This window comes from Priestia megaterium, assembly GCF_041941685.1.
GTDB lineage: Bacteria > Bacillota > Bacilli > Bacillales > Bacillaceae_H > Priestia > Priestia megaterium_C.
The window spans coordinates 4,595,254-4,616,431 of record NZ_CP130958.1; the positions used below are offsets into that span (position 1 = coordinate 4,595,254).

At 38.1% G+C, this 21,178-nt stretch carries 21 protein-coding genes and 2 other annotated features; all 21 genes read right to left on the reverse strand.

Annotation, left to right across the window (positions count from 1 at the left end):
* Positions 1-24 precede the first annotated feature (24 nt).
* The gene (gene rplT, locus Q5794_RS24350) at positions 25-384 is read right to left on the reverse strand and encodes a 50S ribosomal protein L20 (RefSeq protein ID WP_013059425.1); all 360 of its coding nucleotides are present in this window, start codon (positions 382-384) and stop codon (positions 25-27) included.
* 39 nt (positions 385-423) lie between these two features.
* On the reverse strand, positions 424-624 hold the full coding sequence (gene rpmI, locus Q5794_RS24355) for a 50S ribosomal protein L35 (protein ID WP_013059426.1): 201 nt from the start codon (positions 622-624) through the stop codon (positions 424-426).
* 21 nt (positions 625-645) lie between these two features.
* Positions 646-1,149 (reverse strand): translation initiation factor IF-3, encoded by a 504-nt coding sequence (gene infC / locus Q5794_RS24360; protein ID WP_013059427.1) that lies wholly within the window; start codon positions 1,147-1,149, stop codon positions 646-648.
* 69 nt (positions 1,150-1,218) lie between these two features.
* Positions 1,219-1,341: a sequence feature (ribosomal protein L20 leader region), on the reverse strand.
* Between the two features lie 171 nt (positions 1,342-1,512).
* Complete coding sequence (thrS, locus tag Q5794_RS24365) at positions 1,513-3,471, reverse strand: threonine--tRNA ligase (protein ID WP_374989249.1); 1,959 nt, start codon at positions 3,469-3,471, stop codon at positions 1,513-1,515.
* A gap of 44 nt (positions 3,472-3,515) precedes the next feature.
* Positions 3,516-3,764: a binding site (T-box leader), on the reverse strand.
* Positions 3,765-3,824: 60 nt separating this feature from the next.
* Entirely contained in the window at positions 3,825-4,388 is a 564-nt protein-coding gene (gene ytxC / locus Q5794_RS24370; RefSeq protein WP_374988495.1) for a sporulation protein YtxC, read from the reverse strand.
* Positions 4,289-4,684 (reverse strand): hypothetical protein, encoded by a 396-nt coding sequence (locus Q5794_RS24375; protein WP_374988496.1) that lies wholly within the window; start codon positions 4,682-4,684, stop codon positions 4,289-4,291. Before Q5794_RS24375 ends, ytxC begins: the two co-directional genes overlap by 100 nt.
* Positions 4,685-4,780: 96 nt before the next feature.
* Positions 4,781-5,713 carry a primosomal protein DnaI gene (gene dnaI / locus Q5794_RS24380; RefSeq protein ID WP_192995630.1) on the reverse strand — a complete coding sequence of 311 codons (933 nt, stop codon included), beginning with the start codon at positions 5,711-5,713 and terminating at the stop codon, positions 4,781-4,783.
* Positions 5,714-5,745: 32 nt separating this feature from the next.
* Entirely contained in the window at positions 5,746-7,173 is a 1,428-nt protein-coding gene (locus Q5794_RS24385) for a replication initiation and membrane attachment family protein (RefSeq protein ID WP_214984209.1), read from the reverse strand.
* Positions 7,174-7,245: 72 nt separating this feature from the next.
* On the reverse strand, positions 7,246-7,707 hold the full coding sequence (gene nrdR / locus Q5794_RS24390; RefSeq protein WP_013059432.1) for a transcriptional regulator NrdR: 462 nt from the start codon (positions 7,705-7,707) through the stop codon (positions 7,246-7,248).
* Positions 7,708-7,950: 243 nt separating this feature from the next.
* Positions 7,951-8,337 carry a hypothetical protein gene (locus Q5794_RS24395; protein ID WP_013085185.1) on the reverse strand — a complete coding sequence of 129 codons (387 nt, stop codon included), beginning with the start codon at positions 8,335-8,337 and terminating at the stop codon, positions 7,951-7,953.
* Positions 8,338-8,430: 93 nt separating this feature from the next.
* Positions 8,431-8,811: an adenosylmethionine decarboxylase gene (gene speD, locus Q5794_RS24400; protein WP_013059434.1), complete on the reverse strand. Its 381-nt coding sequence runs from the start codon at positions 8,809-8,811 to the stop codon at positions 8,431-8,433.
* Between the two features lie 421 nt (positions 8,812-9,232).
* Positions 9,233-10,264 (reverse strand): glyceraldehyde-3-phosphate dehydrogenase, encoded by a 1,032-nt coding sequence (locus Q5794_RS24405; RefSeq protein ID WP_013059435.1) that lies wholly within the window; start codon positions 10,262-10,264, stop codon positions 9,233-9,235.
* Between the two features lie 217 nt (positions 10,265-10,481).
* Positions 10,482-11,078 (reverse strand): dephospho-CoA kinase, encoded by a 597-nt coding sequence (gene coaE, locus Q5794_RS24410; protein WP_214984207.1) that lies wholly within the window; start codon positions 11,076-11,078, stop codon positions 10,482-10,484.
* A gap of 23 nt (positions 11,079-11,101) precedes the next feature.
* Positions 11,102-11,731: a sporulation membrane protein YtaF gene (gene ytaF, locus Q5794_RS24415; RefSeq protein ID WP_028410526.1), complete on the reverse strand. Its 630-nt coding sequence runs from the start codon at positions 11,729-11,731 to the stop codon at positions 11,102-11,104.
* 60 nt (positions 11,732-11,791) lie between these two features.
* On the reverse strand, positions 11,792-12,625 hold the full coding sequence (mutM, locus tag Q5794_RS24420) for a DNA-formamidopyrimidine glycosylase (protein ID WP_192995624.1): 834 nt from the start codon (positions 12,623-12,625) through the stop codon (positions 11,792-11,794).
* Between the two features lie 21 nt (positions 12,626-12,646).
* Entirely contained in the window at positions 12,647-15,274 is a 2,628-nt protein-coding gene (polA, locus tag Q5794_RS24425) for a DNA polymerase I (RefSeq protein WP_374988497.1), read from the reverse strand.
* 328 nt (positions 15,275-15,602) lie between these two features.
* The gene (gene pnpS, locus Q5794_RS24430; RefSeq protein WP_374988498.1) at positions 15,603-17,375 is read right to left on the reverse strand and encodes a two-component system histidine kinase PnpS; all 1,773 of its coding nucleotides are present in this window, start codon (positions 17,373-17,375) and stop codon (positions 15,603-15,605) included.
* On the reverse strand, positions 17,368-18,084 hold the full coding sequence (locus Q5794_RS24435) for a response regulator transcription factor (protein WP_214984205.1): 717 nt from the start codon (positions 18,082-18,084) through the stop codon (positions 17,368-17,370). The genes pnpS and Q5794_RS24435 overlap by 8 nt, the downstream gene beginning before the upstream one ends.
* A 178-nt stretch (positions 18,085-18,262) precedes the next feature.
* Entirely contained in the window at positions 18,263-18,739 is a 477-nt protein-coding gene (locus Q5794_RS24440; protein WP_016765707.1) for a MaoC/PaaZ C-terminal domain-containing protein, read from the reverse strand.
* A 137-nt stretch (positions 18,740-18,876) separates the two neighbouring features.
* Positions 18,877-19,815, reverse strand: a complete 939-nt coding sequence (mdh, locus tag Q5794_RS24445; RefSeq protein WP_192995613.1) for a malate dehydrogenase — start codon at positions 19,813-19,815, stop codon at positions 18,877-18,879.
* 28 nt (positions 19,816-19,843) lie between these two features.
* Positions 19,844-21,136, reverse strand: a complete 1,293-nt coding sequence (gene icd / locus Q5794_RS24450; RefSeq protein ID WP_255255780.1) for an NADP-dependent isocitrate dehydrogenase — start codon at positions 21,134-21,136, stop codon at positions 19,844-19,846.
* Positions 21,137-21,178: the final 42 nt, after the last annotated feature.

A 21,178-nucleotide genomic window follows, 5' to 3' on the forward strand; every position in this document is an offset into this window, starting at 1 on the left:
AAAGATGACGAGACTTTATATTCATTACTTATCTAAGCCTTTTTTAGCAGCAGTTGCTAATTCAGCAAATGCTTTTTCATCAGCTACAGCTAAGTCAGCAAGCATTTTGCGGTTAACTTCAATACCTGCTAATTTTAAACCGTGCATTAAACGGCTGTAAGAAAGACCGTTCATACGAGCAGCTGCATTAATACGTGTGATCCATAATTTACGGAAGTCACGTTTTTTCTGACGACGGTCACGATAAGCATACATATGAGATTTCATAACTTGCTGATTAGCAACTTTATATAATCTATGCTTCGAACCGAAGAAACCTTTAGCTAATTTTAAAACTTTTTTACGACGTTTGCGTGTTACTGTACCGCCTTTTACGCGTGGCATAATTGTTTACCTCCTGTATTGTTTCTATCTCAACCCAAATTACTTAATGTTATCTAATAAGTGACGGATACGTTTGAAGTCACCTTTGCTTACTAAAGAACCTTTACGTAATTTACGCTTTTGTTTTGTAGATTTGTTAGCGAATAAATGGCTTGTGTAAGCACGAGCACGTTTTAATTTACCGCTTCCAGTCTTTTTGAAACGCTTTGCAGCGCCACGATGTGTTTTCATTTTTGGCATGGGGTGTTCCTCCTCGTTCTATTACTTTTCGTTTTTAGGTGCCAAGACTAAGAACATGCTGCGGCCTTCCATTTTAGGAGCCGATTCAACTGAACTTACATCTTCGCAAGCTTGTGAAAAACGTTCAAGTACTTTTTGGCCAATCCCTTTATGAGTAATGGCACGACCTTTAAAGCGAATAGACGCTTTCACTTTGTCACCTTTTTCAAGGAACTTGCGTGCGTTACGAAGTTTAGTGTTAAAATCATGTTCATCAATTGTTGGACTTAAACGAACTTCTTTTAAGTTTACAACTTTTTGGTTTTTACGAGCTTCTCTTTCTTTACGTTGTTGCTCATAGCGGAATTTACCGTAGTCCATAATACGACATACCGGCGGTTTCGCATTTGCAGCAACCATTACTAAGTCAAGATTTACTCGTGAAGCAATTTCTAATGCTTCATTTTTTGATTTAATTCCTAATTGTTCACCGTTTTGATCAATTAGACGAACTTCGCGAGCTCGAATGCCCTCGTTTACCATCATGTCCTTGCTAATAAGTAGCCACCTCCAAGGTTTAATGAGCGAATACGCTTGCTTAGACCGATTATTAACTCACACAAAAAAGTGTGAGTACATACTGCACCCACACTTCTATCGTTTTAATTAAGATACGATGTACCTGCTAACTGCTCTATGCGTCACTCAGGTGAGAAGCGGGTGCTTCTTCTTCTGTATAAACAAGTATTCAATTACTTAAGCTATTATAATATCAACAAAGACAAAAGTCAATGATTTCGTTCTTTTTTCACAACAAAAATTATTGTATCAAAGGAAAAACATTTATGCAACAGTTTTTTATAAATGTTGCATAAAAAAGCAGAGAATTTCAATTCTCTGCTTTTTTCATTAGCGAGATGCTTCTGCTTTTACATTTTGTAAAAAGGCTTGGAAGTCCACTGTTTCTGAATTCTGCTCACCGTATTTACGTACGTTTACTGCTTTATCCTCTACTTCTTTATCCCCTACAACAAGCATATAAGGAATTTTTTGCATTTGAGCCTCACGGATTTTATAGCCGATTTTCTCATCGCGAGAATCAAGTTCCACTCGAATACCCGCCAGCTGAAGCTGTTCTTGCACTTCTTTTGCATACTCAAGGTGAACCGTAGGTGATACCGGAATCACTTGAACTTGTACAGGTGCTAACCACGTTGGGAAAGCTCCTTTGTATTCTTCGATTAAGAAAGCTACAAAACGTTCCATTGTTGACACCACGCCGCGGTGAATAACAACCGGTCGATGTTGTTTTCCGTCTTCTCCTACATACGTTAAATCAAATCGTTCAGGAAGTAAGAAATCCAATTGAACCGTAGATAGCGTCTCTTCTTTACCAAGAGCTGTTTTAACTTGAACGTCTAGTTTTGGACCGTAGAATGCCGCTTCGCCTTCAGCTTCATAATAATCAAGGTCAAGCTCATCCATTGCGTCTTTTAACATGCTTTGTGCTTTTTCCCACATTGCATCATCATCAAAGTATTTTTCTGTATCTGCAGGGTCACGGTAAGATAGACGGAATGAATAATTTTCAAATCCAAAATCTTTATAAACCGCTTCAACTAAGCGAACTACACGAATAAATTCTGCTTTGATTTGGTCGGGACGTACAAAGATATGCGCATCATTTAGCGTCATGCCTCGAACACGCTGAAGTCCTGATAATGCTCCTGACATTTCGTAGCGGTGCATCGTTCCAAGCTCAGCAATACGGATTGGAAGCTCACGATAGCTGTGAATACCTTGTTTGTAAACCATCATGTGATGAGGACAGTTCATCGGACGAAGAACCAGGTCTTCGTTATCCATTTCCATTGCAGGGAACATGTCATCTTGGTAGTGCTCCCAGTGACCAGACGTTTTGTAAAGTTCTACACTTCCGAGCACTGGAGTGTAAACGTGCTGATAACCAAGGCTTACTTCTTTATCTACGATATAACGCTCGATAATACGGCGGATCGTCGCACCTTTTGGAAGCCATAAAGGCAGACCTTGTCCTACTTTTTGAGAATTTGTAAATAAGTTTAGCTCTTTACCAAGTTTACGGTGATCACGTTCTTTTGCTTCTTCAAGAAGACGAAGATGCTCGTCTAAATCTGCTTTTGTAAAGAATGCTGTACCGTAAATACGCTGCAGCATTTGATTATCGCTGTCTCCGCGCCAATAAGCACCCGCCACGCTTAATAGTTTAAATTCTTTAATTTTGCCTGTTGACGGCACGTGCACGCCTCGGCAAAGGTCAAAGAATTCGCCTTGTTGGTAAATCGTAACCTTTTCACCTGCTGGAATCGCATCGATCAATTCAAGCTTTAGTTCATCGCCAACTTCTTTAAAAAGTTGAGTGGCTTCTTCACGAGAAACTTCTTTTCGTTCAATTTCAATATTTGAATTAACGATTTTTTTCATTTCTTTTTCAATTTTACCTAAATCTTCAGGAGTAATTGATTCTTCCATATCGATGTCATAGTAAAAACCGTTTTCGATAACCGGCCCTACACCTAGCTGTACTTTTGTATCTTTGTATAAACGTTTGATTGCTTGAGCCATTAAATGCGCTGTACTGTGACGCGTAATTTCAAGCGCTTCAGGAGCATCTTGCGTAATGATTTCAAGACTGCCATCTTGTTCGATTGGCGTACGTAAATCCTGCAGCTCGCCGTTTACTTTGCCTGCTAATGCTTTCTTCTTTAATCCCGGGCTAATAGAAGCCGCAATATCTTCTGTTGATGATCCTTTTGGATACTCTTTAACAGCTCCATCAGGAAATGTCATTTTGATTACTTCTGACACAACTTTCCACTCCTTTAACATAACTGAATAAACTTTTTGTAAAAACAAAAAACTCGTCCCTTATCAAAAGGGACGAGTTGTGTATACACGCGGTACCACCCTTGTTTCCTCTTCGTATCTTGGATAACCCAAAGAACCCGAAGCGGCTCGAGGTTTTATAACGGAAATTCCGTCAGTAATTACTAGAGGCTCTGCTCGTTTACTACTGAAGTTTAGAGGTGGTAAGAATATATTCCGTGTTAGGAGATTTTCAGCCTAGATCTCCCTCTCTACAAACCGTAAATATACACTCATGTCCTCATCATAACTTGTAACATATAGCTGTTTTTCAATATGCATTTATTATATTCATTTTCAAAATAGAAATCAACCTTTCACGTTATATTTTGCTTTTGATCAAACGGAAATTCATTTTTTTCGTATAACATAACTTTTTCTTGGAAGATATTTTGAATGGTATAAACAAAATCATGATCATGCTGGTCGCTATACAGATGAATAGCAGCTGGAGATAAACTTAGCAAAGGCGCGATAATAGTTGAGTCTATGTATAATGATTCTTGTTCAGATAAAAAGGCCTCTGCTAGAGCTGCACATTCACGTTCAGGAACATATCTACTGCTGTGGTCGTACAATACAAATTTGTTTTTATTCAAGTGCATTACATAAACATCGCCTGTAGATGACTGTCTTTCATTAGCTGCTTGACGCAGCTGATGAATAAGAATTTGATAGTCTTGTTCAAGCTTATATTCATCAATCGCCAGCTCGGCATAATAGCGCAGCCGCTCTTGATATTCTTTTAAACGGAATTGGAGAAAAGACTCAAAGGTGAATGTTACATTATGAATGAAGAAGTCTTGAAGAGCCTGGCGGATAAGTAATTCTCTTGGAAGAAAAAATGTTTTTTGCGGAATTTCGCCTCTCTCTCCTTCCATAATCCCCCCATAATTTGAAGCAGCAAATCTTGCTCTTCCTCTTCTGAATAGAAAAATTGTTCTTTTAATATGTTTACCATCATCTTTTTTTCTTTCTTTTTTAAAATTACGTGGGTTAATACCGGTATCACCATGTCTTGTAAAATGGCCTCTCTATTGTATGTCTCATCAATGACTAAAAGCTGATTATTCACCAGCTTCAAGCACTGTGAACCATATGATAAAGCGCTTCGCTTCGCGCATAAAGACTCATATACAACGACTGCGTCTTCTACATATTTAAAGAATATTTTCATTCCTCATAGCCCCCCTTTGGACACGCTTTATTAATGTATATGGGGCAACATGCAAAAAAATGAGCAAGTCGTTACAAGAAATGTAAAACGACCTGCTCATCTATTTCGTTTATTCTCTCCATTCATTTCAACAGGAATGGCTAGAGACTTAATTCGTTCCATGACACGAGCGGCTTTGAGCTCTTCCTTCTCGCCTCTTTGGGTATAAGTCAAATGATGTTGAAGCTCTTTAAAATTTAAATTCGAGCTGAAAAATGTCGGCAAATTTTCGAGCATACGGAATTGTAAAATGGTTCCGAGCACATCGTCTCGCATCCAGCTTGTTACGGATTCTGCTCCGAGATCATCAAGCATAAGAACCGGTACTTTTTTGACATACTCTATTTTCTCATTGAAACTTTGATCTTGAAACGAACCTTTTAACTCACGCAAAAACTCCGGAACATACAGGATGGTAGATTTCACTTTCTTTTCGGCTAACGCATTGGCAATTGCTCCAAGAAAATACGTTTTCCCCACACCAAACGAACCGTGTAAATATAAAGCTTTCATTTTCTTATTTGGCTCATATTCTCGCACAAAATCTCTTACTAGTTTAATGGCTTCAAATCTTCCCTGCTCAATTTCGATATCAGACATTGTTGCCTGTAAAATTTCTTTCGGCACGTACATACACTGAATAAAAGATTCTTGTTCTTTTCGCTCATCTTCTTGTACTTTTCTAGGACAGCGTTCATACTGTAAATCAATGTTACGGCCTTTTACAACCAGCTGAGGGTGGTATCCTTTCACCATGTTGACACAGCTTTGCAGAGAAGGACACTTGTCACAGCATTTGCTTTGGTCGATAAATTCATGCATCTTCATCAGACCTCGGTCGACCATTTGCTCATCTAACTCACGGCGATGCTCTTGCAAAAATGTTTTAACTTCAGGATTAGACAGGATACTGTTTCTTAATGCTTCTAAGCGTGCTTTAAAATCTTTTTTATTCACTAACTGATTTAGTGAATCATTGATAGGCTTCATCTTTTTCACCTCATCTCTATCATACCTGCTTTTTATTCTTTATGCTTTTGTTTTAGCTCTTGATCTAACTGCTTGAGCTCTTCTTGTAGCTTTCGTTTTTCTTCTTCAAATCCGTCCACTTCTTTTGAAGGCTGCTTTTTCTCTTCTTTTTCTTCATCGCTCAGCCACTCTGGCACCATTTCTTTACGCACAATCTTTCGTCCAGCTGTTTTTTTATTTTGCTTTGCTTCGGTCCAGTTCTGATATTCTTTCTGTTCATTTTTAGCTAAATTCATGGCATCTTGAACAGTTTGTACCTTTTTGCGCGCCCAGTGTCCAGCAATTTTCTCTACATAGCTCTTAGATAATTTCATATCGGATCTTAGCATAACATAGTAAATCAGAACATTTACTACCCCTGGTGAAAGCTTTTGGTTAAACATCACTTCTTCAATCATTTGCAAATCTGCTTTTGAGGGCTCTGCTCCCCCGGAAAACTCGATCAAAAGCTGTCGAGGAGAAGTCACTTCAAGCTGTTGAATGAGCTGCTCTTCTTTTGTCTGCGGCTGCTTTTCCTGCATGGTACGAAGCATAGGCGGCTGAATTTGTTCGCTTAGATTTGGAAGTGCTTCTCCATTTTCAAATTGGTAAAAGGACTGTGCTGCTTTTCTAAGCAATTCAATATCAACTTGATCGTTCTCATTTAACGAATCGAGCACCACATTTTTCATTTGAAGAGGATCGATACCGTATAAAAAGGCTAGCTTTTCAATCGCTTGTTTTACTTTAGATGTAATGGACCTTTTCGAAATCATTGAATCTGTTAGACCTGCTAAAAATAAATCAAAATCAAAGGAATCCGGGCTCATCTCAATAGAAGCACGTTTGGAGGAATCCACAAAGTCGGTTTGAGCATCAGGAGAAAATACATCCTTGCTTTCAGACTGAAAACTTGGAGCCAGCTCTGTTGCTTTAACTGATTTAAATACATCGTTAAATGAATGCGTCACATCCTTGAACGATTGGTCATCGACGAGTGAATCAGAAAAATAATTTTTCACTTTTTGAAAGATGGATTTTCCAAGTCGGTTATATAAATATACATTTAACACGCCATCGTTAAAAAACTGATGGGGCGTAAGAGGAGGAATGAGCTCATAAATGAACACACGAACATCATCTTCTTCCTTAATATATGTTTTTAACAAACCAATGCCTTCTAATTTTAACCGCTCATGGTAAATAACTTTCAAATTAATTTGCATCATTGACATTAGATGATGATGCGTAGATTCTTTCCCCCATAAACGATCTTGTTCCAGCTCGCTCCATAGCGTCATATACAGACCAAAGCACGTTGTACCCACCAACGGCTGATAGAGCATGGTTAAAATCTTTCGGTCATATTCCTGCAGTATGCCGTTCGAACGAACAACATAACGATCGACCGGTATCATTTCTTTCCAATGTTGTTCTTTCATGTCGTTCCCTACCTACTTTTAAAGTAATAGAAATGACAAAAAAAGAGCCTAAAGAATACTTCAATAGCTCTTTTACAGTCGTTCCTTCTTAATTAAATCTTTTAATTCATCAATAAATACATTGATGTCTTTAAATTGTCGGTATACAGAAGCAAATCGAACATAAGAGACTTCATCGATAGCAGCTAATCGCTCCATCACCATTTCTCCTACCACATCTGACTGCACCTCTGATGTACCCTGACTGCGCAGCTCTGTTTCAATATCGTGTACGGTATCTTCTAATTGTTTTAAGCTTACTTGGCGTTTTTCACACGCCTTAATTAACCCTCGAAGGATTTTGTCTTTGCTGAACTCTTCTCTCGCTCCATCTTTTTTTACAACAATTAACGGAAGTTCTTCTACTTTTTCAAAAGTTGTAAAACGATAGTGACACTCTTCGCATTCACGTCTTCTACGAATAGAGCGGCCTTCTTCTACAGGGCGCGAGTCCAGCACTCTCGTTCCATTGTAATGACAGGATGGGCACTTCATATTCTCAGCTCCAATAATAAACCTTGTTTTTCTTTTTATTTTCTCTTATATAAGTTAATTTCCATCTATGTTAGCCGGCTATTCGCCATTTATTATGATTTTTATCATCATTTCCTTTAATAAACACGATGCTGTATTAAAGGATTTGCTTTATTCCATCTTATAGAAAACAAGGCTTGAATACAAGTAAAGGAAAAGGAATTTCCCCATTTTATTTCCTGAAATTCAAAAATGATAAGGAACCTACGAAGAAAGAGGAATAAGTTTTTGGTCAAAACTCTTATAAAGCGTACGTACAAGTTCTTTGCTAAAACCAAAATCAACCGGCACCACTTTTGATTCTGTTGTAGCAGAAAAATCGATAGCGGTTTCAAGAGGACGTACGTTAATAATGGTAATCACAACAAAAGCTTTTCTTCCTTTTACAACGTTTAAGCTAATTTCTCCTCGCTCTTCATACGCAGCAAGTATCTCTATCCCTTGCATGTGCTTCAACATTTCATGAACTTGCTTAAATGCATTCCCGGCCGTTGTTTTGTAATAATGCGTTTTTAGAGTCGGATCTGAATGGTGATCGCTTGTTTCTACATGATTAGAAAATAAAGATTTAACTGCTTGTACTACCCCCATGTTGTTATCCCCTTTGTTTTTGCGTATTAAAAATTTATATACTAAAAAGAGGTGTGTAATACACCTCTTAACTTACGTAATCAATCGACACTATTAAAGTGCATTCGCTTTAGTTTGTTTTACCTGAACAGGACCCATTCCACGTGGTAATTCAATTGTTTCACGTGTCTGTGCACTTAGAGCATCTGCAATATAATCTGCTGCGATTGTAGGATCTAAATGACCACAAGTATAAACATCGATACTTGCATAACCATGCTCTGGGAAGCTGTGAATCGTTAAATGTGATTCTGAAATAATAACAACGCCACTTACACCTTGAGGTGCAAATTTATGGAACGCTACTTCGCGAACTTCCGCACCAGATTTTAAAGCTGCATCAACAAACGTTTTTTCAATATAATCAATATCATTTAACTTATCGAAATCGCATCCCCATAATTCTGAGATGACATGACGACCCATTGTTTCCATAATGATATTTCCCCCTTTAACAATTTTTAATCGTTAAACATGAAGTTCTTTCGCCATATAGCATGTTAACTACCACGGGGAAAGTTAGTCCAAAGAGGTCCTAACCCTTTAAGTAGCCACATCACCGAAAGGTACACAAGAAGTTCACGAAACATAGTATACTTTGTTTACATTTATTTTGCAATACGTGTTTTGATTTTATTAAAGATTGTTCTTGCAGATAGACCTATACAAATTACCCCTGTATTCTCGTGAGACAGTGTGTAAAAGCTGCTAAACGACTATTAATTTTTTATTAAAATTGAGGAAAATAAACACCCCTTTGCATGCTTATCTTATTGCTTTTCCCTATTCTTTTGAATAAAAACAAAAAAAACAGGGCGATAGCTCCCTGTTTTTTTAAAAGCAATCAATAGCTTTCTTAGCTTACTCTTATTTTTGATCCATTACGCATTTCTGCAGCAATATATCTTACCAAATCGACTACGCGCTGAGAGTAGCCCCACTCGTTATCGTACCAAGCTAACACTTTAATTTTATGATCTTCCATTACGATCGTGGATAGTCCATCTACAATAGCTGAATGAGGATTTGTATTAAAGTCAATTGATACGAGTGGTTCCATTGTTAAATTTAAAATATTCTTTAATGGTCCTTCAGCAGCTTTAATAAACGCTAAGTTAACATCTTCCATCGTCACAGGTTTCCTTACATCCACAACTAAATCGACAAGCGATACGTTCGGCGTTGGCACACGAAGCGCCATCCCATGAAGCTTTCCTTTTAAATGAGGAAGAACTAATGAAAGTGCCTTGGCTGCTCCAGTTGTTGTAGGAATAATTGATTGAGCACACGCACGGGCTCTTCGCAAATCTTTATGCGGATTATCGATATTTTTTTGATCATTCGTATATGCGTGAACGGTCGTCATTAAACCGTTTTCAATTGTGAACGCTTCGTCTAACACCTTGACAACTGGAGCTAGACAATTTGTCGTACAAGAGGCATTAGAAATAATGTTATGCTGATTCACATCAAACTCTCGTTCGTTTACGCCCATCACAATGGTAATATCTTCTTGTTTACCCGGTGCCGTTAACACAACTTTTTTTGCACCTGCTTCAATATGTAACTGCGCTTTTTCTCTTGAATTAAATTTCCCCGTTGCTTCAACAACTAAATCAATCCCAAGCTCTTTCCAAGGCAAATTCAGCGGATCACGTGAATTTAATAGCTGAATTCTTTTACCGTTAACAATTAGCGCATCATCATCACATTTGACATCTCCATTAAATGGTCCGTGTATAGAGTCATATTTGATTAAATGTGCTAACGTTTCTGCTGGATAAGATGCATTTATTGCAATAATATCTAAATTTTCCTCTATAATCGCTGTGCGAAACACCATTCTTCCTATTCTCCCAAAACCATTAATGGCAATACGTGCTTTCATGGCTATACCCCTCTCTATATGTGTTATACTATTTAACTTTTTATATTGAATAGTATAACATAAATATTTAAAAAGTGAATAATATTATTTTTTTTAATGAATTATTTTAATTAAGTTTTACTATATGTATATAGCGAGAACAAATATTTAACACATTCTTTTTTAGAAGCCCTTAAATATTCCCAATAAAAAAAGAGTGAATGCAATCATTCACTCTTTAATCTAGCCATAGGGCTAATATACTTAAAAGCTGTTGTTTTGTTTCCTCTACAGGACCGTTGTTATTGATCACCGCATCGGCTAAGGCTACTTTTTGAATCAAAGGCAGCTGTGCATGGATACGCGCATAGGCATCCTCGGCCGAGAGGTTATTACGCGACTTTAACCTTTCTAGCTGCACAGACTCATCGACATATACAACCACTACTTTATCGACTAAGTGTGTCAAATCACTTTCAAACAGCAGCGGAATATCTAATACAACGGCTTCGTAACCTTCCTCTATATAGCTTTCCTTTTGAGAAAGCATTTCTTTTCTTACGGCAGGATGTACAATTGCATTCAACTTTTTACGTTCTTCCTCTTGATAAAACACAATTCCCCCTAAAGCCGCTCGATTGATCTCCGCATTCTCGTGAAGAATAGAACGGCCGAACGTCTCGACAATTTGTTTGTATGCTTCTTTTCCTGGTTCTACGACTTCTTTTGCAATGTGATCAGCATCAATTACTGGAATATTGATATCTCTCAGCATTCCGGTTACCGTGCTTTTTCCGCTTGCAATTCCGCCCGTTAATCCAATTACAATTGACATTGGCCTCTCCTTTATCCCTTTATTTAAAATCTAAAAATACCTAAAATAATGAGCAGAACTCCTGGTACAAACGAGAACATTTTCATCCATGATAAACGTGAAAAAACCTTGCCAAACTGTATGCCCGCACTTAAAAAAAGAGAACTCATAAGAGCTACAGCAATTGCTAGAGCATACGGCGAATAACCTAATAAAGCCGCTCCAAACCCTGCTCCAAATGCATCCAGAGATAATGCAATTCCAAGTATAAATGCTTCAATTCCATTGATGGAACCTGAATTATCTAAATCTGCTGCAATTGGCTTTTTCAATACGTTGATGACTAGGCCAATTGACTTAATTTCAATTTTCACTAATGTTTTTTCTTCTTTCACTCGAGATGAATCTGCCGGACAAAAAAACTGGTATAAAATCCACATCCCAAGCAGAACAAGAATACCTCCGCCTACTTTATTTAGTACATCCACTGAAAATAGATGCGTAAGTACTTTTCCTAAAAACATAGAAAACATTAAAGAAAATGCTGAGCAACATGAAATAATAAAAATGGATTTCAGCGGGATTTTCACCTTTCGAAGTCCGTATGTCAGGCCAACGCTAAAGCTGTCAAGACTTACGGCAAAAGCAAGAATAAGTAAAGAAAATGTTATCATGATGAGAGGACTCCTTTCCTTTTTGTCTATACGTAGTATATGAAAGGAGCCCATCCATTGTTATTTTTTAGCCGGCTGACAATTTGGGCAGATATGTGTTCCTCTACCGCCTACAACAAATTTTTCAATTGGGGTACCGCACATTTTACAGAATTCGCCTTTTCTTCCGTACACATAAAGCTGCTGCTGAAACATGCCTATTTGTCCCTGTGTGTTTACATACGTGCGAATTGTGCTGCCTCCTTGTTTCACAGCTTCTTGAAGAGTCGCTACAATTTCTTCGTACAATTTTTCATACTCTTCGTCTGTTAATTGGCTGGCCACTCGTTCAGGATGAATCCCTGCGCGAAACAGTGCTTCATCTACATAAATATTTCCGAGCCCAACCACGACATTTTGATCGAGTAAAACCGGCTTGATTTTTCGAGAGGTTTTGCCGATTCTCATTTTTAATTGACTAGGATTAAATGTTTCGTCAAACGGTTCAGGTCCAAGGCCAATAAGAGGAGGAAACAGATCTTCCTCTCCCTTTTTAAATAAGTGCATAGTACCAAACTTCCTTACATCCCGGTATCGCAATTCCGTTCCATCCGTGAAGTGAAAAAAGACGTGTACATGCTTATCCGGTTCTTCTGCATTCCCATGGAGAGCATATTTCCCTTCCATACGCAAATGAGAAACCATCGTATAATCATCGAGCACAATTTTTAAAAATTTACCTCTGCGTTCAACATCTCGAATGGTTTGTCCAACAAGCGCATCACAAAACTGTTCAACTTGTTCAGGACGTTTGATAATATTAGGCCATTTAACTGTTACACGCTCAATGGTCTTTCCACTGGCTAATTCAATTAACGTACGTCTGACGGTTTCAACTTCTGGTAATTCTGGCACGTTTGTCACATCCTTTTTCCACTACTTTGCTTCGTACCAAGTCTTTCCGTAAGAATAATCTACTTTCAACGGAACTTCTAGCTCTAAAGCGTTCTCCATTACTTCTGGTACGATTTTCTCTAAAATTTTAATTTCTTCTTCTGGAGCTTCAAAAATCAGCTCATCGTGTACTTGAAGCAGCAGCTTAGCCTGAAGATTTTCATCTTTTAAGCGCTTATCCATTTCAATCATTGCTTTTTTAATAATATCAGCTGCTGTCCCTTGGATAGGCGTATTCATAGCCGTACGCTCAGCGAAGCTCCGAAGGTTAAAGTTTCGGCTCGTAATTTCAGGCAAGTAACGTCGGCGGTGCAAGAGCGTTGTTACATATCCCTTTTCTTTTGCATCGCGTACGATCGTATCCATATACTCCTGTACACCCGGGAAGCTTTTTAAATAGCGTTCAATAAAAGTAGCCGCTGCTTTTCTTGTAATTCCTAAACTTTGCGATAAACCGTAATCACTGATGCCATAGACGATTCCAAAATTAACTGCTTTAGCCTGGCGGCGCATATTCGACGTTACTTCTTCTCTTTTGACGTGGAACACATCCATCGCTGTTTTCGTATGAATATCTAAGTCATGCTTAAACGCATCAATTAGCTTTTCATCATCTGCAATATGAGCCAGTACGCGCAGCTCAATTTGTGAATAATCCGCCGCAAATATTAACCAATCAGGCTGTGAAGGCACAAACGCACCTCTTATTTTTTTACCTTCTTCAAGACGAATCGGGATGTTTTGCAAGTTAGGATCTACTGAGCTTAACCTTCCCGTTTGAGTTAACGTTTGATTAAAGCGGGTATGAACTTTTCCATCGCTTTCATGAATAACCTTTTTTAATCCTTCAATATACGTAGACTGTAATTTTCCTAGCTGACGGTATTGTAAAATCTCTGGGATAATATCATGGATACTAGCTAATTGCTCTAATACATCGGCTGATGTGGAATAGCCTGTTTTTGTTTTCTTTATGACTGGAAGCTGCATTTTTTCAAAAAGAACAACTCCTAGCTGCTTTGGCGAATTAATATTGAATTCTTGTCCAGCGTATTCGTAGATTTTCGCTTCAATTTTTTCAAGCTGCTCTCGAAGATCTTCGCCCATTTCATCCAAACGCGCGCGGTCAATTTTCACCCCTTGATATTCCATATCAGCAAGGACAATGGCAAGAGGCATTTCAAGCTTCTCAAACAGCTCAAACTGTTCATTTTCAACCAATTCTTTTTCTAACACTTCTTTTAAATAAGCTACGGCGGCTGCTTTTCTTATAACATGCTCAGCTAGCTGATCAGCTTCCGCAATGCTTCGCTTAGCTCCTTTTCCATACACAGCTTCATCTGATTGCACTTGGTGGTATCCTTTTAATTTTGCAATTGTCGCTAGGTCATCATTTGCCTCAGCAGGATTCAAGATGTAAGAAGCAATCATTACATCATGTTCAATTCCTTTAATTTCATGCCCCGCCCATTTTAACGATACGATCGTACGCTTCCCATTAAACACCGTCTTTTTTACACGTCCATCTTCTAACCATGCTTTAAATTTAGAAGATGAAAGAGCTGTATCTTTATCAATAAAATAGTGGCCATTTTTGTTGCTGATTCCAAAACCGAGCAGCTGATTGTGATGGTAGTTTTCTTCATACCCTTCTACGATCAGAGCTGCTTCGCTTGTTAACATATCATCGTGAACTTCCTGCGCTATTTCAAACGTCAGTTCTTCAAAATCTGCTTCCTCTTCTGCTGATTCACCAAATTTAGCAAGCAGAGAATTAAACCCAAGCTCTTTAAATAAAGAGACGACCTTTGAAGATTCAAACCCGTCATACTTTACATCTTCTACTGATACTTCAAGAGGCGCTTCGCAATAAATAGTTGCAAGCTTTTTACTCATGATGGCTGATTCACGATTATCTTCCAGCTTTTCTTTTAATTTTTTACCGCTGACTTGATCGATAGATTCCAATACATTTTCAACCGTTTCAAACTCTTTTAATAGCTTTAAGGCTGTTTTTTCGCCGACTCCCGGCACGCCTGGGATATTATCCGAGCTGTCCCCCATAAGACCTTTCATATCAATAATTTGTGCAGCCGTAATACCATACTTTTCATCAATGGCTGCAGGCGTATAGGAATCGACATCTGTAATCCCTTTTCTCGTAATATCTACGGTTACATGTTCTGACACAAGCTGAAGTAAATCTTTGTCCCCGGAAATGACTTTTACGGCCATTCCTTTTTGTTCAGCTTGTTTTGAAAGTGTACCGATAATATCATCTGCTTCATAATCAGGCAGTTCATAGCGCTTAATCCCATATGCATCTAATAACTCACGAATAAAGGGAAACTGCTCTGAAAGTTCAGGAGGCGTCTTTTGTCTGCCTCCTTTGTATTCTGTAAATGTTTTGTGGCGAAACGTTGTTTTCCCTGCATCAAATGCCACAAGTAAATGCGTTGGCTTCTCTTCCTCTAAGATACGTGTCAGCATTGTAGTAAAGCCATATATGGCATTTGTATGTATTCCTTTATCATTGTTTAAAAGCGGCAAAGCAAAAAATGCACGGTAGGCAATACTATTCCCGTCAATTAATACTAGTTTTTGTGTCATTCATGTTCCTCCATTTCGCTCTCTTCTTATCTTACCTTTATTTTAGCAAACAATAAGCTTTAAGGACAAAAAGTACTCTTGAATTCAACGTTTTATTTTCATGTGGTGATAAGATCTGTACATCATAAAATAAAAACACCGCCTAGTTATTTTAGGCGGTGTAGCATGTGAATGGATAGAAATTGTCAAAAAGAATCGGCGAAAATAGCACGGTTAAAGCTATTTTCGCCTTACACATTGGCTCCTTGGATGAAGGGGTTTCCATGAAAAATTGTATCAATTAATTATTAAGCTACATTAAATAAATTGTAAAAGGAACGTAAACATTTTACATCTGCGGCAAATACTTGTGCAGCTTCACCGAAAAAGTTGTCCCTTTATTGACTTCACTTTTCACTTCAATTTCCCCTTTATGAGCTTCAACAAGATGTTTAACAATTGCTAATCCAAGACCTGTTCCTCCGGAATTACGGCTTCTTGCTTTATCTACTCGGTAAAAGCGCTCAAAAATACGTGAAATTTCATGAGAATCAATACCGATACCCGTATCTTGAACATGAACTGTAATCGTTTCTTCTTCCTCTTCAAGCGAAACGTGAACAGTTCCTCCAGGCATTGTATACATGAGCGCATTGCCGATTAAGTTAACAAACACTTGCATAAGGCGCTGACTGTCACCATCAATCCACGCTTCTTCAGGAAGCGTATCTAACGTTAGCGTGATTTCTTTTTCAGTCGCTCGGTTTGATAGCACTGTCGTCACTTCGTAAAGAAGCGTATTCAAATCTACTGAATGAATGCTTAGTTTAAACCCTTGCTGTTCAACTTTAGACAAATCTAAAAGATCTTGAATCAAGCTCTCCATGCGCTGACTTTCCGTTAAAATGATAGATAGAAACTGCCGGCGCAGCTGTGGATCTTCCATGGCACCGTCTAACAATGTCTCACTAAACCCTTTTATAGACGTAATAGGAGTTTTTAGTTCATGAGACACATTCGCTACAAAGTCACGGCGAACTTGTTCTAGTTTTTTTAGCTCGGTAATATCATGGAAAACAAGCACAATCCCTTTCCATTCATCGTTTAAGCCAATAATCGGCGCGCCGTAAACATCAAAATATCTTCGTTCAATATTTAAAGGCAGAACCACTTGTTTTCGAACCTTTACTTCCGTCATGAATATTTTTTCCACAAGCTTAATGATTTCTTTATGCTCAAATACCTCGTAATACAAATGATAAAGGAAGTCATCCGGATGTATATGAAACTGCTCTTTATAAGCTCGATTCACTAAGTTTATATAGCCTCGACTATCGATAAGAAGCATGCCGCTTCCCATATTTTCAATTAGCGTGCGCAGCCTGTCCTGCTGCATTTCTTGATTAGTGATAGACTCTTGCAGATTACGAGCAAGTGCGTTAATAGACTGACTCAGCATCCCTGTTTCATCTACATAATCTTCATATGTACGAGCTTTATAATTCCCTTTTGCAAGTTCCATAGCCACCTTGGTTGCCGATTCAATAGGACGGGTATAGCGTCCCATAATCTTTACACCTAAGAGTAAGATTACAATCAAAGCTAGACCTAAGCTTCCAATAAGAAGGCCCCAAATTTGCTGATTTACTTGTTTTAATGAATCAAACGATGTACTCAGCACAACAAATCCCTCTTGCTTACCTTCTATAATAAGCGGGATACCATAGTAATATAAGTCGTAATCTTCTTTAATTTGATCAAAGCTTTTTTTACTGTTTAACTGCTTTTTTAATACTTGTTGAATTACGATACTTTTTTCGATTCTTTGCTGCTTGCTGACTGGATTTGAGTCAACTAATATTTTTCCGTCTTTTTGAACGATAGTCGTTCGTACACTTAACGAATGGCTGATTTTATCAACTTTAGATTTTAAAGCAGGACTTGTGATACCTTCTTCGCTAATGTACATTTCTACAAGCTTTGCCTCTTTTTCCATTCGCTCTTGAAACGTCTGAAAATAAAAGTTTTTAAACAACTGTCCCAGCAGCAGGCCAAGACCTACTAATACAATAATAATAAGTATTAATAGAGCCAAAAGTAGCCTTGAACGAAATTTATTCATCTACCTTTGGTTCCTCCAGCTTATATCCTAATCCTCTAATCGTTTTTATATAAACAGGTTTTCGCGTATTGTGTTCAATTTTCTCACGCAAATGGCTGATGTGCACATCTACAATTCGCGTATCTCCGGCAAAATCATAATTCCACACTGCACTTAGCAGCTGATCACGAGTTAATACCCGTCCTTTGTATTTTGCCAAATATAATAATAGCTCAAATTCTTTTGGAGTAAGCTCAAGCTGCTCTTTATTAAAGTAGGCCTCATAATGATCTGGAAGAATTTTCAAATCTCCGATCATGATGCGCTCGCCATCTTCCTCTTGTTCATTTTCCTGAGCAATAATTTGTGTTCTGCGTAAAATGGCTTTTACACGCGCTACTACTTCTCGAGGACTAAATGGTTTCGTCATGTAGTCATCTGCGCCAAGCTCTAACCCTAATACTTTGTCAAACTCATCGTCTTTTGCAGTTAACATTAAAATAGGCGTCATCACTTTTTGCTGACGAAGCTTTTTACAAACTTCAATTCCATCCATCTTAGGAAGCATCAAGTCTAACACAATTAAATCCGGTTTTCCTTCTAGTGCCTTGTTGTATCCTTCTTCCCCGTCTTCAGCTGTTTCTACTGTAAAGCCAGCTTGTTGTAAATTATATTGTAATAATGTTGAAATTGATTGTTCATCATCTACGACTAATAATTTCTTACTCATATTAACGATATAAGCCTCCATCTAGTTAAATTAAACCGCAGCTTCATCCAAATGATATTATTTTCTATTTATCTTCTCTTATCATACAATGTTTTAGCCTCGTTCTCCAATACATTTCAACATTTTCAGAAAATATGACCAAACAGTTTCTTCTATATTTATAAATATTTAAGGCGTTTTAAAAATTTTCAAAGTCGTGTGTCTCTACTGATGGAAGTCTAAACGGCGGATACACAAGAAACCGCGCCGTTACTACTTTCTCTTTTTGCTCATTGACCGCTTCCACCTCAATCGTAACAGTTCTAGAAGAAACATCTACCTCTGTCACTTCAAATAAAAATTCAATCGTGCTATAATGATGAATCTTTTTGGGGAAGGCTACCGTATGTTCTGCAACGTGGCTTCCAGGTCCGGGCAAATACTTTGAAATGGCTGCTGTCATAATACCGGTAATCATAATACTTGGCACAATAGGTTTTTTAAAAGGTGTCTGAGATGCGTAATCATGCTGAATATATAAAGGGTTCGAATCATTTGTCAGTCCTAAGTACAATAAGATATCTTTATCTTCAATTCGTTCCGTTAGCGTTAATTTTTCTCCAACTTTTATATCTTCAATACTTCGGCCTATTTTTTGTTTTTTACCTAATACCATCATCATTCCACCTTTTGTATAAAGTAATAGCTCTTCTTTCTCCATATACAAGAAAAATTCGAGGTTTCCCCCGAATTTTCCTTGTGACTATTGTTTGAATATTGATAAAAACCTATACTCAAACCTATTTTATTGTATTAAGCTAATACACCCATGACAGTTTTGACTGATTTTGCTGATTGATCTAACGCAGCTTTTTCAGAATCAGTCAGTTCTAATTCAATTACTTGCTCAATTCCTCCAGCTCCTAATACGGTTGGAACACCTAAGTAGATGCCGTTATAACCATATTCACCCTCTAGGTAAGCAATCGCTGGTAAAATACGACGCTGATCTTTTAAGATCGCTTCTGTCATTTCCACTAAAGAAGCAGCAGGAGCATAGTACGCACTTCCGTTGCCTAATAAGTTAACGATCTCGCCGCCGCCTTTGCGTGTTCGTTCAACAATTGCTTCAAGGCGCGCTTTTGGAATAAGCGTTTCAAGAGGAATACCGCCAGCATATGAGTAGCGTACAAGAGGTACCATATCATCACCATGTCCACCAAGTACAAAACCTGTGATATCTTTTACTGAAATGTTTAACTCCTGCGCTACGAACGTACGGAAACGTGCAGAATCTAATACGCCTGATTGACCGATTACGCGGTTTTTAGGAAAGCCAGATTCTTTAAATACTGTGTACGTCATAGCATCTACCGGGTTTGTCAACACGATAATATGACAGTTTGGCGAGTATTTAACAACTTCTTGAGTAACAGACTTCATGATTTTTTGGTTCGTTGTTACTAAATCATCGCGACTCATACCTGGCTTACGCGCGATACCAGCTGTAATAATGACAATGTCAGAATCAGCTGTGTCTTCGTAGTTGGCTGTTCCTGTAATGTTAGCGTCAAAGCCTTGTACAGGACTTGCTTCTAACATATCCAGCGCTTTACCTTTAGCTGGGTTTTCTAATTGCGGAATATCAACTAATACAACATCAGCTAATTCTTTTTGACCAATTAAAAAAGCAGTTGTAGCTCCCGTAAAGCCCGCTCCGATAACAGATACTTTTTTACGCATATTTGCCATTATAATTCCTCCCCTAAATGAATAGCTATTAAACTGTTACTTGTTTTCCTAGATTGCTAATTAATTCATCAGCAAACTCTGAACACTTCACTTCTGTTGCGCCGTCCATTAAACGTGCGAAATCATATGTTACTACTTTTGAAGCAATTGTTTTTTCCATTGATTTCATGATTAAATCCGCTGCTTCATTCCAGCCAAGGTGTTCAAGCATTAACACACCTGATAATAATACAGAAGATGGGTTTACTTTATCTAAACCAGCATATTTAGGTGCTGTACCGTGAGTTGCTTCAAAGATAGCATGTCCAGTTTCGTAGTTGATATTTGCCCCTGGAGCAATTCCGATACCACCAACTTGTGCTGCTAATGCATCTGAAATGTAATCTCCATTTAAATTCATTGTTGCTACTACATCGAATTCACGTGGACGAGTTAAAATTTGTTGTAAGAAGATATCTGCAATTGAATCTTTTACAATAATTTTTCCTGCTGCTTCCGCTTCTGCTTGAGCTTTGTTTGCAGCCTGTGCACCTTCTTTTTCAACGATGCGGTCATATTGAGCCCAAGTAAATACTTTATCGCCGAATTCTTTTTCAGCTAGCTCATAGCCCCAATTTTTAAATGCGCCTTCTGTATATTTCATAATGTTACCTTTGTGTACAAGCGTCACAGATTTGCGGCCTTGTTCAATTGCATAGTTGATTGCTGCACGCACAAGACGCTCTGTTCCTTCAGAAGAAATAGGCTTAATACCTAATCCAGAAGTTTCAGGGAAACGGATTTTATTTACGCCTAATTCCGTTTGTAGGAATGAAACAAGCTTTTGTACTTCTTCAGAACCCTTCGCATATTCAATACCAGCATAAATATCTTCAGTATTTTCACGGAAGATAACCATATCTGTATCTTCAGGGCGCTTAATTGGAGAAGGTACGCCGTCAAAGTAGCGAACAGGACGTAAGCATGTGAATAAGTCTAATTCTTGACGCAATGCCACGTTTAGAGAACGAATTCCACCGCCTACTGGTGTTGTTAATGGTCCTTTGATTGCAATTATGTATTCGCGAATTGCATCTAACGTTTCTTCCGGTAACCATTCGCCAGTTTGATTAAATGCTTTTTCACCTGCTAATACTTCTTTCCAAACGATTTCTTTTTCACCATTGTATGCTTTTGCAACCGCTGCTTCTAATACGCGAGAAGCTGCTGCCCAGATATCCGGACCAATTCCGTCACCTTCGATAAATGGAATAATTGGGTTATTTGGTACGTTTAACACGCCGTTTGCTACAGAAATTTGTTCACCTTTTGTCATGAGAATGACCTCCTTAAAAAATTTGTCTACTTTCACTTATGGAAAAGT

Bases quoted from the DNA above. Each gene is read 5' to 3' on its own strand.
- rplT (WP_013059425.1), bottom strand. From the start codon at position 384: ATGCCACGCGTAAAAGGCGGTACAGTAACACGCAAACGTCGTAAAAAA.
- rpmI (WP_013059426.1), bottom strand. From the start codon at position 624: ATGCCAAAAATGAAAACACATCGTGGCGCTGCAAAGCGTTTCAAAAAG.
- infC (WP_013059427.1), bottom strand. From the start codon at position 1,149: ATGATGGTAAACGAGGGCATTCGAGCTCGCGAAGTTCGTCTAATTGAT.
- thrS (WP_374989249.1), bottom strand. From the start codon at position 3,471: ATGTTAAAGGAGTGGAAAGTTGTGTCAGAAGTAATCAAAATGACATTT.
- ytxC (WP_374988495.1), bottom strand. From the start codon at position 4,388: ATGGAAGGAGAGAGAGGCGAAATTCCGCAAAAAACATTTTTTCTTCCA.
- Q5794_RS24375 (WP_374988496.1), bottom strand. From the start codon at position 4,684: ATGAAAATATTCTTTAAATATGTAGAAGACGCAGTCGTTGTATATGAG.
- dnaI (WP_192995630.1), bottom strand. From the start codon at position 5,713: ATGAAGCCTATCAATGATTCACTAAATCAGTTAGTGAATAAAAAAGAT.
- Q5794_RS24385 (WP_214984209.1), bottom strand. From the start codon at position 7,173: ATGAAAGAACAACATTGGAAAGAAATGATACCGGTCGATCGTTATGTT.
- nrdR (WP_013059432.1), bottom strand. From the start codon at position 7,707: ATGAAGTGCCCATCCTGTCATTACAATGGAACGAGAGTGCTGGACTCG.
- Q5794_RS24395 (WP_013085185.1), bottom strand. From the start codon at position 8,337: ATGGGGGTAGTACAAGCAGTTAAATCTTTATTTTCTAATCATGTAGAA.
- speD (WP_013059434.1), bottom strand. From the start codon at position 8,811: ATGGAAACAATGGGTCGTCATGTCATCTCAGAATTATGGGGATGCGAT.
- Q5794_RS24405 (WP_013059435.1), bottom strand. From the start codon at position 10,264: ATGAAAGCACGTATTGCCATTAATGGTTTTGGGAGAATAGGAAGAATG.
- coaE (WP_214984207.1), bottom strand. From the start codon at position 11,078: ATGTCAATTGTAATTGGATTAACGGGCGGAATTGCAAGCGGAAAAAGC.
- ytaF (WP_028410526.1), bottom strand. From the start codon at position 11,731: ATGATAACATTTTCTTTACTTATTCTTGCTTTTGCCGTAAGTCTTGAC.
- polA (WP_374988497.1), bottom strand. From the start codon at position 15,274: ATGACACAAAAACTAGTATTAATTGACGGGAATAGTATTGCCTACCGT.
- pnpS (WP_374988498.1), bottom strand. From the start codon at position 17,375: ATGAATAAATTTCGTTCAAGGCTACTTTTGGCTCTATTAATACTTATT.
- Q5794_RS24435 (WP_214984205.1), bottom strand. From the start codon at position 18,084: ATGAGTAAGAAATTATTAGTCGTAGATGATGAACAATCAATTTCAACA.
- Q5794_RS24440 (WP_016765707.1), bottom strand. From the start codon at position 18,739: ATGGTATTAGGTAAAAAACAAAAAATAGGCCGAAGTATTGAAGATATA.
- mdh (WP_192995613.1), bottom strand. From the start codon at position 19,815: ATGGCAAATATGCGTAAAAAAGTATCTGTTATCGGAGCGGGCTTTACG.